Source organism: Rathayibacter iranicus NCPPB 2253 = VKM Ac-1602 (assembly GCF_003149025.1).
In the GTDB taxonomy this organism is placed as follows: domain Bacteria; phylum Actinomycetota; class Actinomycetes; order Actinomycetales; family Microbacteriaceae; genus Rathayibacter; species Rathayibacter iranicus.
The window spans coordinates 78,051-93,597 of sequence record NZ_QGDV01000004.1 but is presented as its reverse complement, the minus strand read 5'-3'; the positions used below and the strand labels follow the sequence as shown (position 1 = coordinate 93,597).

Genomic DNA, 15,547 nt, shown 5'->3' with positions numbered 1-15,547 from the left:
GAGTCATCGTGACCGATATCGACTGGGAGGCGCTGCGCGACGCTGCCCTTGACGCGATGGGCCGGGCGTATGCGCCTTACTCGAAGTTCCCCGTGGGCGCCGCAGCGCTCGTCGATGATGGCCGGATCGTCTCCGGTTGCAACGTCGAAAATGCCTCCTATGGACTGGGTCTGTGCGCGGAGTGCGCGCTCGTGTCGGCCCTGCACATGAGCGGCGGAGGACGCCTCGTCGCATTCACCTGCGTGGATGGGCACGGCGCGACGCTGATGCCCTGCGGGCGCTGCCGCCAACTCCTCTTCGAGCACTCGGCAGACGGGATGGTGCTCGACACCGTCTCCGGCCTGCGGAGCATCGACGAGGTCATCCCCGACGCATTCGGCCCGCGCACTCTTGAGGCATATGCCGGAAAGTAGCGCCGCCCTGCCCACTCTGAACCGAGGATCCGCATGACCCGCACTATCCCTGTCGAGGACTTCGATGCTGTCGACATCATCCGTATCAAGCGCGATCACGGCGCGCTCTCGACCGCACAGATCGAGTGGCTGGTCGACGCCTACACCCGCGGCTACGTCTCAGGCGAGCAAATGGCCGCCTTCGCGATGGCCGTGCTGCTCAATGGCATGGAGCGCGACGAGATCCGCGACCTCACCCTCGCGATGATCGCCAGCGGAGAGCGACTGCACTTCGGCGGCCTCGGCAAGCGTACGGTCGACAAGCACTCCACGGGCGGCGTGGGTGACAAGATCACGTTGCCGTTGATGCCGCTGGTCGCCTCCTTCGGTGTGGCGGTGCCGCAGCTCTCGGGACGGGGACTCGGCCACACCGGCGGAACGCTCGACAAGCTGGAGTCGATCCCGGGGTGGCGTGCGGATCTGTCGACGGAGGACATGCTCGAGCAGCTTCGCACCGTCGGTGGAGTCATTTGCGCCGCCGGATCGGGTCTGGCTCCGGCCGACAAAAAGCTGTACGCCCTGCGCGACATCACCGGCACGGTCGAGGCGATCCCGCTGATCGCCTCGTCGATCATGTCGAAGAAGATCGCGGAGGGGACCGAGGCTCTGGTGCTCGACGTGAAGTTCGGTTCGGGCGCGTTCATGGTCGACATCGAGCGCTCACGTGAACTGGCGCGAGCGATGGTCGATCTCGGCAACGATGCGGGAGTGCGCACCACGGCCCTTCTGACCAACATGAACGTGCCACTCGGCCTGGCCATCGGCAATGCGAACGAGGTGCAGGAGTCGGTCGAGGTCCTGGCCGGCGGCGGTCCTGCGGATGTGCGCGAACTCACCCTGACTCTGGCACGCGAGATGCTCGCGCTGGCTGGACAACCCGAGGCGGACGTCGAAGGCGCGCTGGACGGGGGAGCCGCGATGGACACCTGGCGAGCGGTGATTCGGGCCCAGGGCGGCGACCCGGAGGCGCCGCTCCCCGAGGCGCACGAGACGCACGTCGTGCTCGCCGAGCGCGACGGAGTGCTCGTCGAGCAGCAGGCGCTACCCTTCGGAATTGCTGCGTGGCGGCTCGGCGCGGGCCGGGCTCGGCAGCCGGATGCCGTCCAGCACGCGGCGGGAATCGACCTTCAGGCGAAGCCGGGCGACGCCGTGCGAGCCGGGCAGCCGCTATTCACGCTCTCGGCCGACGAGCCGGAACGGTTCGCGCGCGCCCTCGAGGCGTTGGAGGGCGCGTACCGCGTGGGCGACGTGGGCGACGAGGTGCTCGACGGTGGGCCGCTGGTGGCTGAGCGCGTCTCCTGAGGCTTCCGCTCGTTGCCCCTCGTGGACCCCCCGGGTGCTCGCGGAATCGCAGTCGGTTCACTAAGCCCGCTCGATCCTGCGAGCCCGAGCCGGTCCGACGAGCCACAAATCTCGATCGCGCCGTCCGCGGCAGGGGAGGCGCCGCTCGGTGAGGCGGCTTCGTCGACCCTCTAAAGTTGTCCGCGAGCAACCGCCCGAGCCGCGAGGAGCACCGTGTCCGATCACACCGAGGGGTACCTCCTCCCTGGCGAGGGCATCGTTATCGATCAACTCCCCAAGGTGTCGCTGCACGACCACCTCGACGGTGGCCTGCGTACCGCCACGATCATCGACATCGCTCGCGAGACCGGCGTTGCGCTGCCGGCCGAGGAGCCGGAGGCGCTCGCCGAGTGGTTCCGAGCGAGAGCCGACTCCGGCTCGCTTCGTGAGTACCTCACGACTTTCGCGACCACGCTCGCCGTGATGCAGACCGCGTCGGCGCTCGAGCGGGTCGCCCGCGAGTTCGTCCTCGACCTCGCGGCCGACGGTGTCGTGCACGGCGAGGTGCGCTGGGCACCCGAGCAGCATCTGCACGCGGGCCTCACCCTCGACGCGGCCGTCGAAGCGGTACAGGAGGGGCTGCAACAGGGCGTTCAGGAGGCGGCGGCGCAGGGCCACCGGCTCCGAGTGGGGCAGCTGATCACCGCGATGCGTCACGCTGACCGCTCACTCGACATCGCCGAGCTGGCGCTGCGGCATCGCGAGCGCGGGGCCATCGGCTTCGACATCGCCGGGGCCGAGGAGGGATACCCTGCCGCCCTGCACCGTCCCGCGTTCGAACTGCTCGCCGCCGCACACTTCCCGACCACCGTGCACGCAGGCGAGGCCGATGGTCTCGACAGCATCCGTTCCGCGCTCCTTGATGGGCGCGCGCTGCGCCTCGGGCACGGCGTCAGGCTCGCGGAGGACATCCGTGTCGAGCGTCAGGACGACGAGGCGAGCTACGTCACGCTCGGCGAGTTGTCGGAGTGGGTGAAGGACCGCGAAATCGCGCTCGAACTCAGCCCCTCGTCCAACCTGCAGACCGGCGCGGTCGCCGCCTGGGGCACGGAGTTAGTCGACCATCCGTTCGACCTGCTCTACCAGCTCGGCTTCCGCGTGACGGTCAACACCGACAACCGCCTGATGAGCGCGACGACGCTGAGTCGCGAGTTGGCTCTGCTCGCTGACGCGTTCGGCTACGACCTCGATGATCTCGAAGCCTTCCAGCTCAACGCGGCGCAGGCCAGCTTCCTCCCACTCGATGAGCGGCTGGAGCTGGTCGAGACGATCAGCGCCGGCTTCGAGGCGGCCTGAGCATGCCGCTCGACGCGCTGCCGGACGAGGCGGTCGCGCTGCGGCACTCCGCGGCGTCCTGGCGGGAGGCCGTTCTCGAAGCCGGGCGCGCCCTCGAGCGTCGTGGTGCCGTCGACGCCCGCTACTCGCGCCGCATGATCGAGCAGATCGACGTGCTCGGGCCCTACATTGTGATAGCTCCGGGGCTCGCCCTCGCCCACGCGCGGCCCGGCAACGACGTGCTCGCCGACGGCCTGTCGGTCGTGACGCTCGCCGAGCCCGTCGTCTTCGGACATAGCACCAACGACCCGGTCTCGGTCGTCATCGGCATCGCTGCCACCCAGGCGCACGGGCACCTTGGCTTCGTCGCTGGGCTCGCCGACGTTCTCACCCGCCCGGACGCCGTCGCCGCACTCGCCGCCGCCCGCACGGTCCGCGGCATTAACGCCGTCCTGACGGGCGACCCTCCGCACCCTCCTCAGGGAAGAAGCGCATGAAGATCATCACTCTCTGCGGCGCCGGAATCGGCACCTCCGCCATCCTCAAGCTCGGAACAGAGCGCGCTCTCGAATCCCTCGATCTCGACGCCGAGGTCATCGCGTCCGACCTCGACTCGGTTGACGCGCTCGCCGCCGACGCGCAGATCATCCTCACCTCGGGAGAACTGGTCGGCCGTCTCGGCCCGACCTTCGCCGAGGTCGTCGTCATCGACAACTACCTCGACCAGAACGAGATCACCGCCAAGATCAAGCGCGCGCTCGCCTGATCGCGAGGTGTTTGTCTCTGAGCAGCGAGGTGTTTCTGACCCTCTGCCTGCGCGGCTCAGCGTTCGTTTCTGAGCCGCTCCCTGCGCGGCTCAGCGCAGTTGGCTTCGTGACGGGGTGCGTTGGGTGGAGCGGGGGGCGTCGGGCTGATTCGAATCGCTGGCACGCGATTCTCATGCCCGCCCTCTCCCTTGCGGGAGAGGGCGGCACCCCCCTCAGCGGGTTGGCGGGGTCAGGCGAGGAGAGTCGTGGCTCCGGAGCGGAGGGCGGCGAGGCGGGACGAGACAGCGGAGCGACGGGTCGCGGTATCCGGGTCGGTCGACCACGCATCGAGGTACAGCTTCACCTTGGGCTCGGTGCCGCTGGGGCGCGCGATAAGGCGCGCTGCGTCGAGGGAGAAGCGCAGCGCATCCGTCGGCGGCAACGCGCCACCCGGAGACAGAAGGTCTTCCGTGCTCGCCACGGCGAGCCCGCCGATCTCGGTCGGGGGAGCTGCACGCAGCCCGGCCATGATGCGGCCGATCTCGGAGAGTTCGATCACGCGCAGCGAGATCTGCTCCGACCCGAACAGGCCGAACCGCTCGGCGAACGCCTCCAGCTCGTCATCGACACTCCGCCCCTCCGCGGCAAGCGCGCTCGCGAGGGACAGGAAGGCGAGAGCCGCCGAGATGCCGTCCTTATCGCGGACCGCGCCGGGGTTCACCAGGTAGCCGAGCGCCTCCTCGTAGCCGAAGACGAGATCGGGTACCCGCGAGATCCATTTGAAGCCGGTCAGCGTCTCGGCGAAGTCGAGCCCGTACTCGTGCGCAACCGCGCTCAGCGCGGGGGAGGACACGATCGAGCACGCGAGAGTGCCGCCCTGCCGCCCGTCGCGGCGGGCCTGTTCAGCGGCACGCCAGCCCAGCAGGGCGCCCACCTCGTTGCCTGTGAGGCGGCGGAAGCCCTCGGGCGCGGATGCGTCCGGAACGGCGGCGGCGAAGCGGTCGGCGTCGGGGTCGTTCGCGATGATCAGCTCGGCGCGGCCGGAGCGGGCAGTCGCGAAGGCGAGGTCGAGCGCGCCGGCTTCCTCCGGGTTGGGGAACGCGACGGTGGGGAAGGCAGCGTCGGGCTCGATCTGGTCGACGACGACAGCCGGCTCGTCAAAGCCGGCCGCAGACAGGACCCGGTGCGTGGTCTCCCAGCCGACCCCGTGCATCGCCGTATAGACGACGCGCAGCCCAGCCGATTGCCGGCCCACTGCGGAGGTCGCCTCGATGTAGGCCGAGACGACGGACTCGTCTGCCAGCCGGAATTCGCCGCGCGGCAGGTCCGGGACGCGCTTCGTCCGCGCGACCGCGAGGATCCGCTCGGCAATGTCGCTGTCGGCGGGTGGCACGATCTGCGAGCCTGCGTCGACCCCGCCGAGGTACACCTTGTAGCCGTTGTCCTGCGGAGGATTGTGGCTGGCGGTCACCATCACTCCAGCATCGGCGCCGAGGTGCCGCACTGCGAACGCGAGCACGGGGGTCGGTAGTAGGCGCGGCAGCAGCACCGCATCGACGCCCGCGCCCGCCATCAGCGCCGCCGAGTCTTCGGCAAAGACGCGCGAGTTCTTCCGGCCGTCGTAGCCGATGACCACCATCGGACGCTCGGTGCCTTGCGCGAGCAGGTACTCGGCCAGGCCAACGGCGGCCTGCGAGACGAGCACCCGGTTCATCCGGTTCGAGCCCGCGGCGATGGCCCCTCGGAGTCCTGCGGTGCCAAAGGTGAGACGGGTGCCGAAGCGGTCCTCCAGTTCGGCGGACGCGTCGGACGCGGTCAGCAGGCTCACGAGTTCTTCGCGTGTCTCGGGATCGGGGTCCTGCGCGAGCCAATCCTCCGCTAGGGCGCGGACGTCGGAGGTCACAGTGCGCCCGTGATTCCGGCGAGCAGGCGGGCGAGGTCGTCCTCCGCATCGCGTCCGGCCTCCAGGACCTCCTCGTGGCTGAGCGGCGTCTTCTGGATGCCCGCGGCGAGGTTCGTGATCAGTGACATGCCGAGTACCTCCATCCCCGCTTCGCGTGCCGCGATCGCCTCGAGTGCGGTCGACATGCCGACGATGTGGCCGCCGATAATCTTCGCCATCTGCACCTCCGCCGGACTCTCGTAGTGCGGCCCGCGGAACTGCACGTACACGCCCTCGTCGAGTTCCGACCTCGTGCCGCGGGCGAGTTCGCGCAGGCGCGCAGAATAAAGGTCCGTCAGGTCGATGAACGTCGCCCCCTCGAGCGGCGAGTCGGCGGTGAGGTTAATGTGATCGCTGATGAGCACGGGAGTACCGGGCGTCCAGTGCTCCTTGATGCCGCCGGCGCCGTTGGTCAAGATCATCACGGAGGCGCCGGTCGCGGCGGCGGTTCGGACGCTATGCGCGACCCGGCGGACGCCGTAACCCTCGTAATAGTGGGTGCGAGCGCCGATGATGAGCGCGCGCTTGCCGGTCGGCAGCAGCACCGAGCGGAGAGTGCCGCCGTGCCCGTGCACAGCGGGCTTCGAGAATCCAAGGATCTCGGTCGCCTGGACCGTCGCGGTAGTCTCGCCGATCGCATCGGCGGCCTTGCCCCAGCCGCTCCCGAGCGTCAGGGCGATGTCGTGTCTCTCGATGCCTGTCGCGTCAATGATCTGAGCGGCGGCGCGGGCGGCGATCTCGAAGGGATCGGCGTCGGGAGCGTCGAGCGGATGCGGGGTCTGGTCGGCCATTGCTCCACCCTATCGACGGGCGGCGCGGCGCTGCGGACGCCGGCCTCGTCGCTCCCGTACCCCACGATTGGGTGAACTTTGGGCAAGAGGAGACAATAGAAGGTATGGCCTACGAGTTCGAGCGCGCGCAGAGGATCGCTGTACTCGGAGGGGGACCCGGCGGCTATGAAGCCGCCATCGCGGGAGCCCAACTCGGCGCCGAGGTCACCCTGGTTGAGCGGGTGGGAGTGGGCGGCTCGGCCGTCATCACGGACGTCGTTCCGTCGAAGTCGCTCATCGCCACGGCGGAGGCGACCAATGCCATCGGCGAGGCCGCTGACCTCGGCGTGCAGTTCTTCACTCGCTCGGAGCAGAACCGTCCCGTCCGTCCAGAGGTCGCGGTGAACCTCGCGACGGTGAACAAGCGCCTGCTTGGTCTTGCCCGGCAACAATCGGAGGACATGCGCGCCGCACTCGTGCACCACGGCGTGCGCATCGTGCAGGGCGAGGGGCGCCTCGACGGCTCGAACGCGCTGATCGTCTCGACCGCCGGCGGCGGCGAAGGAATGGACTTCGACCGCATCGAGGCCGACACGATCGTCGTTTCGGTGGGGGCAAGTCCCCGCGTGCTGCCCACGGCAGCGCCGGACGGCGAGCGGATTCTCAGCTGGACGCAGCTTTACAACCTCAAGTCGGTGCCCGAGCACCTGATCGTCGTCGGATCGGGCGTGACCGGCGCCGAGTTTGCCTCCGCCTATCGCGCACTCGGCTCCCGGGTGACGCTCATCTCTTCTCGCGATCAGGTCTTGCCCGGCGAGGATGCTGACGCCGCCGCCGTGATCGAGAACGTCTTCAAGCGCAACGGGATGGTCGTCCTGTCGAAGTCTCGGGCCGACCGAGTCGAGCGCACCGAGACGGGCGTGCAAGCGGTCCTGTCAGACGGCCGCGTGGTGGAGGGATCGCACTGCCTGATGGCCGTGGGCTCGGTGCCGAATACCGCAGGCATCGGTCTCGAGGACGCGGGCGTGCAGTTGACGTCGACCGGCCACATCCGCGTGAACCGGGTCGCGCGCACGAGCGTGTCCTCGATTTATGCGGCGGGGGACTGCACGACGTTCCTGCCGCTCGCGTCGGTCGCCGCCATGCAGGGGCGCACGGGTGTGTTCCACGCGATGGGCGACGCCGTGAATCCGACGGAGGTGCGCAACGTCGCGGCGAACATCTTCACGCAGCCCGAAATCGCTACCGTCGGCTGGAGCCAGCGCGAGATCGAGGAGGGAATCGCGCAGGGCGAGATCTACAAGTTGCCGCTCGCCGCGAACCCGCGGGCCAAAATGATGGGAATCCGCGACGGCTTCGTGAAGCTGTTCGCGCGCACCGGCTCCGGCACTGTCATCGGAGGGGTTATCGTCGCCCCCAAGGCGAGCGAGTTGATCTTCCCGCTGGCGCTTGCGGTCGAGCACCGTCTCACGGTCGACCAGGTCGCCCGGGCTTTCACCGTCTACCCGAGCCTCACGGGCTCGATCTCGGACGCGGCCCGCGCGATGCACATCGTCAGCTAGCTCCCTCTGGTGAGGTTCCCGGGTCAGGTGATACTCGGAGGTGGCTTAGACGATCTCGAGGAGCACGTGGCCTGCGGGGACCGTGTCGCCGGCTGCGGCCGAGACGGAGCGGACCGTGCCATCTTTGTGAGCGGTGAGTGGCTGCTCCATCTTCATCGCCTCGAGGACGACGACTAGGTCGCCAGCCACCACCGTGTCGCCCTCGGCGACGGCGACCTTGATGATCGTGGCCTGCATCGGCGAGGAAACGGAGTTGCCCGTGACCGTGCTCGCAGAGGAGGATCCGCGGCGTTTGGGAGAAGCGGCGGAGGTGCCGCGGGCGGGCGCGGAACCGATCACGTCGCCGGGCAGTGAGACCTCGACGCGACGGCCATCGACCTCGACGACCATGCTGTGGCGCGCGGCGGCGTCTGGCGTGACCCCCGGCTCCCCACTCCAGGCGGGGATCGTGTTCTCGAACTCGGTCTCGATCCAGCGCGTGTAGATCGAGAACGGGGCACCGCCCGCGGGAGCGAAGGCCGGATCATCGACGATGACCCGGTGGAACGGGAGCACGGTCGGGAGCCCGGTGACCTCGAACTCGGCCAGCGCGCGACGCGAACGCTCGAGCGCCTGTTCGCGAGTGTCGCCGGTCACGATCAGCTTCGCGAGGAGGGAATCGAACGCGCCAGAGATCGCGTCTCCCGCGACCACTCCGGAGTCGACGCGGACGCCAGGGCCGCCGGGCGCCTTGAAGACGTGCACGGGCCCGGGGGCGGGGAGGAAGCCGCGGCCCGCGTCCTCTCCGTTGATCCGGAATTCGAAGGAGTGACCGCGCGGAGCCGGATCGTCGTAGTCGAGGACACCGCCCTCGGCGATCCGGAACTGCTCGCGGACGAGGTCGATGCCGGTGATTTCCTCCGAGACGGGGTGCTCGACCTGGAGTCGCGTGTTGACTTCCAGGAACGACACGGTGCCGTCCTTGCCGACCAGGAATTCGCACGTTCCGGCGCCGACGTAGCCGACCTCCCGAAGGATCGCCTTTGAGGCGCGGTACAGCTCGGCGTTCTGCTCGTCGGTCAGGAACGGCGCGGGTGCCTCCTCGACGAGTTTCTGGTGGCGGCGCTGCAACGAGCAGTCGCGGGTCGAGACGACGACGACGTTTCCGTGCGCATCAGCGAGGCACTGCGTCTCGACGTGACGCGGTTGGTCGAGGTACTTCTCGACGAAGCACTCGCCGCGGCCGAAGGCGGCGACGGCCTCGCGGGTGGCGGAGGCGAATAACTCCTCGACCTCGTCGCGCTCGCGAGCGACCTTGAGGCCGCGGCCGCCGCCCCCAAAGGCCGCCTTGATGGCGACCGGGAGGCCGTGCTGGTCGACGAACTCGAGGACTTCGGCGGCGCCGGAGACAGGGTTCAGGGTGCCTGGAGCAAGCGGCGCGCCGACCTTCTCGGCAACGTGGCGGGCCGAGACCTTGTCGCCCAGTCGCTCGATCGAGTCGGGACTGGGCCCGATCCAGATCAGACCGGCGTCGATCACGGCGCGCGCGAAGTCGGCGTTCTCAGCGAGGAATCCGTAGCCGGGGTGCACGGCATCGGCGCCGGAGCGCCGAGCCACCGAGAGCAGCTTGTCGATTACGAGGTACGTCTCGGCGCTGGTCGTCCCGCCGAGGGCGTAGGCCTCGTCGGCGAGGCGGCTGTGCACCGCGTCGCGGTCCTGGTCGGCATAGACGGCGACGGAGGCGATCCCGCTGTCACGGGCGGCACGGATGACTCGGACGGCGATCTCGCCTCGGTTGGCGATGAGCACCTTCGTAATGCGCGGCATGGTCCCCAACCCTAGGGGGCGCCCTGAGGATGCCCGGCGCGGCTCACGACAAAGAAGAACGGGGCGTTCGTCGGTTCTTCACAACGGTGCAGCGGAGTTCAGCGGCTCCAGAGCGCCGTCCACTCGTGGCCGAGCTCGCGGACAAGCGAGCGCAGGGTGGACACCGACATCCCGACCACGGTCGACGGGTCGCCCTCGATCGCCGTAATGAACCCGGCACCTCGCCCGTCGATGGTGAAGGCCCCCGCGACCTCAAGGGGCTCTCCGGTGGCAACGTAGGCGTCGATTTCGGCGTCGTCGATGTCGTTCGCAAAGGTGACGGAAGCCGAGGCGACGGCACCGGTCTCGGCGATCACTCTCCCTCCGCGGTAGTCGATCAGCCAGTGCCCTGAGTGGAGGCGGCCGGTGCGTCCGCGCTGGGCGCGCCAGCGCTCGCGGGCCCGCTCCGGCTCGTGCGGCTTGCCGTGCACAACCCCGTCGAGGACAAAGGCGGAGTCGCCGCCGAGCACGAGCCCGTCAATCTCCGGCCCAAGGATTGCCTGCGCCTTCGCGCGAGCCAGCAGGGACACGGTCGTGTCGGCGTCCAGCGCGGCCCCCTGCTCTTGCTCAGCCCGGGCGACCGCCGCGGGCTCGTCGACCCGCGAGGGCACGACGACAGGCTCGATCCCGGACGCGCGCAGCAGCGCGAGGCGTGCGGGGGACGTCGAGGCGAGGTAGAGGCGCACGAGGGCTCCCTGCGGCCGGGCCCACGCTGTGGGATGCTCGACGGATGGCACAGACCCCGCCCCGAGCTTCTGCCCGCCCCGACGGGGTTGACGACGCACTCGGGACCGAGATCGAACTCGATGTTAGCAATGTCGCTCACGGCGGCGTCTTCGTCGCCCGGCACGAGGGCCGCGTCGTCTTCGTCCCGGAGGTACTGCCCGGCGAGCGGGTGCGGGCGCGGATCAGCGAGGTGCGGCACGACAGCTTCTGGCGGGCCGAGGCCTTGGAAGTGTTGGAGGCCTCCGAGCACCGCGTCGAGCACGTCTGGCCTGAGGCGGCGCTAAGCAGGCGCCCGGAGGAGCGGGTGGGTGGCGCCGAGTTCGGCCACGCCGACCTCGCCTACCAGCGCGAGCTTAAGCGCCTGGTGCTCGTCGACTCCTTCGCCCGCTTCGCCCACCGAGACGTCTCGGTCGAGGTCACGCCGATCGCCGGGGACGACGCGGCGCGCGGACTCGGCTGGCGCACGAGGAACCGCCTGCACGTCGACAATGACGGCCGGGTCGGCCCATACGCGGTGCGCAGCCATCACGTTGTCACGGTCGCGACGCTGCCGCTGGCGACCGCCGCCTCGACCGCCGCCGCTCCGCTGGACGGACGGCTCGCACCTGGCTCAGTGGTCGACCTCATCGACGCGGCCGGCTCCGAGGGCGCCGCCGTCGTGGTGCACGACCCCGCCGACAAGCGCGCACGCCGAGACCGCACGGTCGTTACCGAGGTCGTCGCCGACCGCACTTTCCGTGTCGATCGCACCGGCTTTTGGCAGGTGCACCGCGGAGCCGCCACCACGCTCTTCGAGGCGGTCCAGGCCGCTGTCGACGCGGCGTCGGCAGATCCGGGTGCCGCGAACCACGATTTGTACGGCGGAGTGGGCCTGCTCGCCGCCGCGCTCGCCGACCGCCTCGGAGCGGAAGCGCGATTCACCAGCGTCGAGAGCGACGCCCGAGCGACCGAGCACGCCCTCGAGAACCTCGCCGACCACGTCGGTGCGCGCGCCGTGACCGCCCGGGTCGATCGCTACCTCCGCGACGTTCTCGTGCAGGCCGATGCCCGAGAGCGGGCGCGCTGGCGGGCAGCGACCGTCGTCCTCGATCCGCCCCGCTCGGGAGCGGGACGCGCGGTCACCGACGCGCTCGCGCAGCTGCGTCCGGAGCAGCTCGTCTACGTCGCCTGCGACCCGGTCGCGCTCGCTCGTGACGTCGGCTCCCTGACCGGCGCCGGCTACGAGCTCGAGCGCCTCGACGGCTTCGACCTCTTCCCGCACACGTCCCATGTGGAGGCTGTCGCTCGACTGGTCCGCCGCGAAGGCTGACCCGCGTAGCTCTCGCATCGCTACGATGAGCCGGATGGAGCCGAACCCCGATGCCGTGCCGCGCGTGCGCGTGGCCATCGTGGATGACCACGAGTCGGTGCGCCTCGGGGTCGCCGCCGCGCTCGGGAGTGCCGGAATGCAAGTGATCGCCGCCGCCGAGACGGTGGGTTGCCTCGACCAGGCCATTGGCCTCGCCGAGATGGACGTGCTCGTTCTCGACCTCTCGTTGAATGACGGCTCAAGCATCACCAGCAACGTTAAGTGGGGCCAGGTACGCGGTTCGGCAGTGCTGGTGCACAGCATCGCGGACCGGGTGGTTGCAGTGCGAGAAGCGCTCGCTGCCGGTGCGGCTGGGGTGATCCCGAAGTCGTCGCCGATGTCGACCGTCATCGCCGCCGTCCGGACCGTCGCTCGTGGCGAGGTGTTGAACAACCTCGAGTGGGCCTCCGCGATCGATGCGGACGACGACTTCGCTCGTGCCGTGCTCGGGCGCCGCGAGCGCGATGTCTTGCACCTCTACGCGTCTGGGCTCCCTCTGAAGCTGGTCGCCGACCGTTTACAGATCTCCGTCTCGACAGCGAAGGAATACCTCGACCGAATCCGCGGGCGGTACGTCGAGATCGGGCGTCCGGCTCCGACCAAGGTCGACCTGCTTCGACGCGCGGTCGAAGACGGGATCCTTCCGGGCATCGACCCCGACGCCGGCGATGGCCCTCGCTGAGGCACCGACCGCCCGCGCGCACGCCGCGCGTGAGCGTATCGATCGGATCCTCAGTACGGTCGTGTCGTCCTTCGGCTTCGGCTTCGGTGTCCAAACCGTGCCGCCGATCCTCGATCAATTGCCGTCTTTGCGGCCCGCGATCGCGTGGCCGATCCTCCTCCTCGTGCTCGGTTCCCTCTCCGCGGCCGTTGTCACCGCGGTCCTGCGCCGGGACACCCGCGCCGCGGCCGTCTTCGTCGCGGCCGGAATTTTCGTCGCGCTCGTGACCTGGCCGCTCTCGGTGCCCCCGGGGGAAGTCGGACGCGAGACACCCTGGATCTGGTACCTGCTCACGATCGGGACGGCGTTTTGCACCATTGTCGCTCCGTTGCGGATCGCGATCACCTACGCATCGGTCACGACGGTGCTGTTCGGGATCCTGCGCATCCTGCCCTCGGGTGGTGCCGTGGAGCCGACGCGCGCCGTCCTCGACGCTGTGTATGTCGGCATCGTCGGCTTCGTGATGCTGGTCCTGATCACCGTCTTGCGGCAGTCCGCTGATCAGGTCGACCGAGCCAGGACAACTGCGATGGAGCAGTACGAGGCCGCGATGCGCCAGCACGCCGGTGAGATCGAGCGGGTCGAAGTCGACGCGCTCGTGCACGACAATGTCCTGGCGACTCTGCTGGCCGCTTCGTCGGCGGAGTCATCGGCCGAGCGCGCCCTCGTCTCGTCAATGGCGCAGCACACCCTTGCCGTCTTGCTGCCCGAGCGCGAGCCCGACACTCCCGAGGGGCTGGTACCCCTGGAGTTGCTCGAGCGTCAGCTCGCGCACGCCGCTTCGACCTTCCGAACAGAGTGCGCCGTCGAGTTCGCACCGGACGTGAATCCGCGAAGTGCCACGCTCCCGCGCACGGTCGCGGAGGCGCTGGTCGGTGCTGTCTGGCAGGCCCTTGCGAATAGCCTGCAGCACGCCGGTCCGTCCGAGAGCGTCCACCGGGTCGTGCGCGGGTGGCTCGGCGGGGACGGCGTCGACGTCGTTGTCGAGGATGACGGCTGCGGGTTTCGCCTCGCTGATGTGCCGCGCGAGCGCCTGGGCATCCGCCTGTCGATCCTGGAGCGCGTGCACAACGCGCGGGGTGCGGCGCGCGTCGATTCCGTACCAGGCGAGGGCACGCGGGTCGTGCTCGCGTGGCCCGACGGCGCAGAGGGGGAGCCGACGCGATGATCGCCTACCCTCGTCCTCTGCTCTATGCGCTCGGCGCCGGCTTCTCCCTCTACCACGTGGTGCTCGCGTTTTTCTCGTTCCAGACCATTCCCGCTACCTCGGCCGACCTCATTGCCGTGGCGCTCTACGTGACGGCGACCGTCATTGCGCTCTGGCCCGGGTCGATCACTCGGCTGTCCCTGCCGGTAGCGATCGGGATGACGGGAATCTCGATCGCGCTCCCGCTGCTGGTGGCGCCGTCGTTGGATCCCACCGCGTCCAACGGCTACGCCACCTGGTATATCGCCGCGGCGGGAACGTTGATGACGATCGTCTGCGCACGCCGTCAGCCCCTCGCCGCCTGGGCTGGAATGGCTTTCCTCGTCGTGCACACCACGGTGTGGGCGGGTCCGGCAACGCTTGCCACGCTTGGGGTCGTGGGCGGGGTCGCGTGGGTCGCCATCGCGCAGCTGCTCATCGTCGAGCTTGCGCGGGCAGGCGCGGAGGCTCGGGTGCTGGAGGCGGCGGAGCGTGCTGCCGCGTCCTGGCGCGCCGCGGAGGAAGCTCACCTCTCAGAGCGGGAGGTGCGCCTTGAGCAGACCCGGGCCATCGCCTCCGACATGCTGCGGCGGATCGCGGATCGCGGCGCGAGGCTGACCGAGGAAGATCGGCGCGAGTGCCGGCTCCTCGAGGCTTCCGTCCGTGATGAGATCCGGGGACGCAGGCTCCTCGACGACGATGTACGGCGCCTGGTTCTCGACGCGCGGCGGCGGGGCGTCACAGTCTCGGTGCTCGATGACGGCGGCCTCGACCGCAGTTCCGAGCGCGAGAGCCTGCGCGTCCTTCGGGAACTCGCGCGTGCTCTCACGGGCATCCGTGACGAGGTGGACCGCGTGGTTGTCCGCACAGCCTCGGCGGATTCTCCGTCGGCGGTCACAGTAGTGGGATTGCGCACGGCGGGCGACGGGAGCGCCGGGGCGCTCGGATCGGACGACGCGGGAGACGAGGTCGACGCGTGGGTCGAGATCCGGCGCGACGAGCGACGAACCTCAGGAGGGTGACACCCGGCAGTGACGCCCGGGAGGTGCATCGACTCGTTAATGACGTACGGCGGGCCGCCCGATCCTCCGAAGAGGGGGCGACCCGCCGTCACACCCCGAGTGAGGGCAACAACCCGAATATCGCCCTCACTCGCCCCCAACACACCCGCCTGCTTACCCTGGTCGGCGGGTGATTGGCGGTGTTCCTTCTCGCGAAGAAGCACCGTACGTCGATTACTATCCTCGCCAGGAACAGACCCGGATAGTCGGCATTTAAGGGGACCAATCGGGGGACAAAACGTGATTCAGCCCGAGAATGAGCGCCAGGCGCCGGGAGCGGGCCGCAGCGATGTGCGTGCGGCCGTGGCGCGGTCGTTCCAGCCTCCGCTCAGCTCGTGCGGTGCCTCGGGTTCGGCGGGCGCTTGCGAGGCAATCGCCGTCACGACGGCGGTTATTGCGGCGATCTGGCGGGCATCGAGGCCAGGAGTGGAAATGACGACGGCGGGTGTGGAGTCGAGAGCTGTCATGCCGTGACGCTATCGCACGCCGTTCACGGCGTCGGCTAGCACCACATGGCTATGATGACGCCGGGCGCCGCCGGAGCGACGCACACCCCGTCGCGAACAGGAGTT

Annotated in this window: 15 protein-coding genes; 10 read left to right on the top strand and 5 right to left on the bottom strand. The window is 69.3% G+C overall.

What is annotated here, in order from left to right:
• Positions 1-8 precede the first annotated feature (8 nt).
• From B0H03_RS06315 to B0H03_RS06295, 5 genes are all read left to right on the top strand, one after another.
• Entirely contained in the window at positions 9-413 is a 405-nt protein-coding gene (locus B0H03_RS06315; RefSeq protein WP_104264970.1) for a cytidine deaminase, read from the top strand.
• 33 nt (positions 414-446) lie between these two features.
• Positions 447-1,754 carry a thymidine phosphorylase gene (locus B0H03_RS06310; RefSeq protein ID WP_104264969.1) on the top strand — a complete coding sequence of 436 codons (1,308 nt, stop codon included), beginning with the start codon at positions 447-449 and terminating at the stop codon, positions 1,752-1,754.
• 213 nt (positions 1,755-1,967) lie between these two features.
• Positions 1,968-3,089 (top strand): adenosine deaminase, encoded by a 1,122-nt coding sequence (locus tag B0H03_RS06305; RefSeq protein ID WP_104264968.1) that lies wholly within the window; start codon positions 1,968-1,970, stop codon positions 3,087-3,089.
• Between the two features lie 2 nt (positions 3,090-3,091).
• The gene (locus B0H03_RS06300) at positions 3,092-3,565 is read left to right on the top strand and encodes a PTS sugar transporter subunit IIA (RefSeq protein WP_104264967.1); all 474 of its coding nucleotides are present in this window, start codon (positions 3,092-3,094) and stop codon (positions 3,563-3,565) included.
• The gene (locus tag B0H03_RS06295) at positions 3,562-3,834 is read left to right on the top strand and encodes a PTS sugar transporter subunit IIB (RefSeq protein ID WP_104264966.1); all 273 of its coding nucleotides are present in this window, start codon (positions 3,562-3,564) and stop codon (positions 3,832-3,834) included. Before B0H03_RS06300 ends, B0H03_RS06295 begins: the two co-directional genes overlap by 4 nt.
• A 230-nt stretch (positions 3,835-4,064) precedes the next feature.
• Here the strand turns inward: B0H03_RS06295 and B0H03_RS06290 are convergent, their stop codons facing one another.
• Together B0H03_RS06290 and B0H03_RS06285 are read right to left on the bottom strand one after the other, a co-directional pair.
• Positions 4,065-5,717 (bottom strand): phospho-sugar mutase, encoded by a 1,653-nt coding sequence (locus tag B0H03_RS06290; RefSeq protein WP_104264965.1) that lies wholly within the window; start codon positions 5,715-5,717, stop codon positions 4,065-4,067.
• Positions 5,714-6,547 (bottom strand): purine-nucleoside phosphorylase, encoded by an 834-nt coding sequence (locus tag B0H03_RS06285; RefSeq protein WP_104264964.1) that lies wholly within the window; start codon positions 6,545-6,547, stop codon positions 5,714-5,716. The genes B0H03_RS06290 and B0H03_RS06285 overlap by 4 nt, the downstream gene beginning before the upstream one ends.
• 104 nt (positions 6,548-6,651) lie before the next feature.
• On the opposite strand from B0H03_RS06285, the gene B0H03_RS06280 reads away from it, so the two are divergent.
• Positions 6,652-8,088 carry an NAD(P)H-quinone dehydrogenase gene (locus B0H03_RS06280; RefSeq protein WP_104264963.1) on the top strand — a complete coding sequence of 479 codons (1,437 nt, stop codon included), beginning with the start codon at positions 6,652-6,654 and terminating at the stop codon, positions 8,086-8,088.
• 45 nt (positions 8,089-8,133) lie between these two features.
• Here B0H03_RS06280 and B0H03_RS06275 read toward each other — a convergent pair whose 3' ends face one another.
• Both B0H03_RS06275 and B0H03_RS06270 read right to left on the bottom strand, forming a co-directional pair.
• Entirely contained in the window at positions 8,134-9,894 is a 1,761-nt protein-coding gene (locus B0H03_RS06275) for an acetyl/propionyl/methylcrotonyl-CoA carboxylase subunit alpha (RefSeq protein ID WP_104264962.1), read from the bottom strand.
• 98 nt (positions 9,895-9,992) lie between these two features.
• The gene (locus B0H03_RS06270) at positions 9,993-10,619 is read right to left on the bottom strand and encodes a Maf family protein (RefSeq protein ID WP_104264961.1); all 627 of its coding nucleotides are present in this window, start codon (positions 10,617-10,619) and stop codon (positions 9,993-9,995) included.
• A gap of 44 nt (positions 10,620-10,663) precedes the next feature.
• Here B0H03_RS06270 and B0H03_RS06265 point away from each other — a divergent pair, with 44 nt between their 5' ends.
• The 4 genes from B0H03_RS06265 to B0H03_RS06250 are packed head-to-tail and all read left to right on the top strand — an operon-like array spanning position 10,664 to position 14,936.
• Positions 10,664-11,968: a class I SAM-dependent RNA methyltransferase gene (locus B0H03_RS06265; RefSeq protein ID WP_109714849.1), complete on the top strand. Its 1,305-nt coding sequence runs from the start codon at positions 10,664-10,666 to the stop codon at positions 11,966-11,968.
• A 25-nt stretch (positions 11,969-11,993) separates the two neighbouring features.
• Complete coding sequence (locus B0H03_RS06260) at positions 11,994-12,689, top strand: response regulator transcription factor (RefSeq protein ID WP_104264989.1); 696 nt, start codon at positions 11,994-11,996, stop codon at positions 12,687-12,689.
• Positions 12,676-13,896 (top strand): ATP-binding protein, encoded by a 1,221-nt coding sequence (locus B0H03_RS06255; protein ID WP_104264960.1) that lies wholly within the window; start codon positions 12,676-12,678, stop codon positions 13,894-13,896. The genes B0H03_RS06260 and B0H03_RS06255 overlap by 14 nt, the downstream gene beginning before the upstream one ends.
• Positions 13,893-14,936: a hypothetical protein gene (locus B0H03_RS06250; RefSeq protein WP_104264959.1), complete on the top strand. Its 1,044-nt coding sequence runs from the start codon at positions 13,893-13,895 to the stop codon at positions 14,934-14,936. The genes B0H03_RS06255 and B0H03_RS06250 overlap by 4 nt, the downstream gene beginning before the upstream one ends.
• A 284-nt stretch (positions 14,937-15,220) precedes the next feature.
• On the opposite strand, the gene B0H03_RS06245 is transcribed toward B0H03_RS06250, so the two are convergent.
• Entirely contained in the window at positions 15,221-15,442 is a 222-nt protein-coding gene (locus B0H03_RS06245) for an acyl-CoA carboxylase subunit epsilon (protein WP_104264958.1), read from the bottom strand.
• Positions 15,443-15,547: the final 105 nt, after the last annotated feature.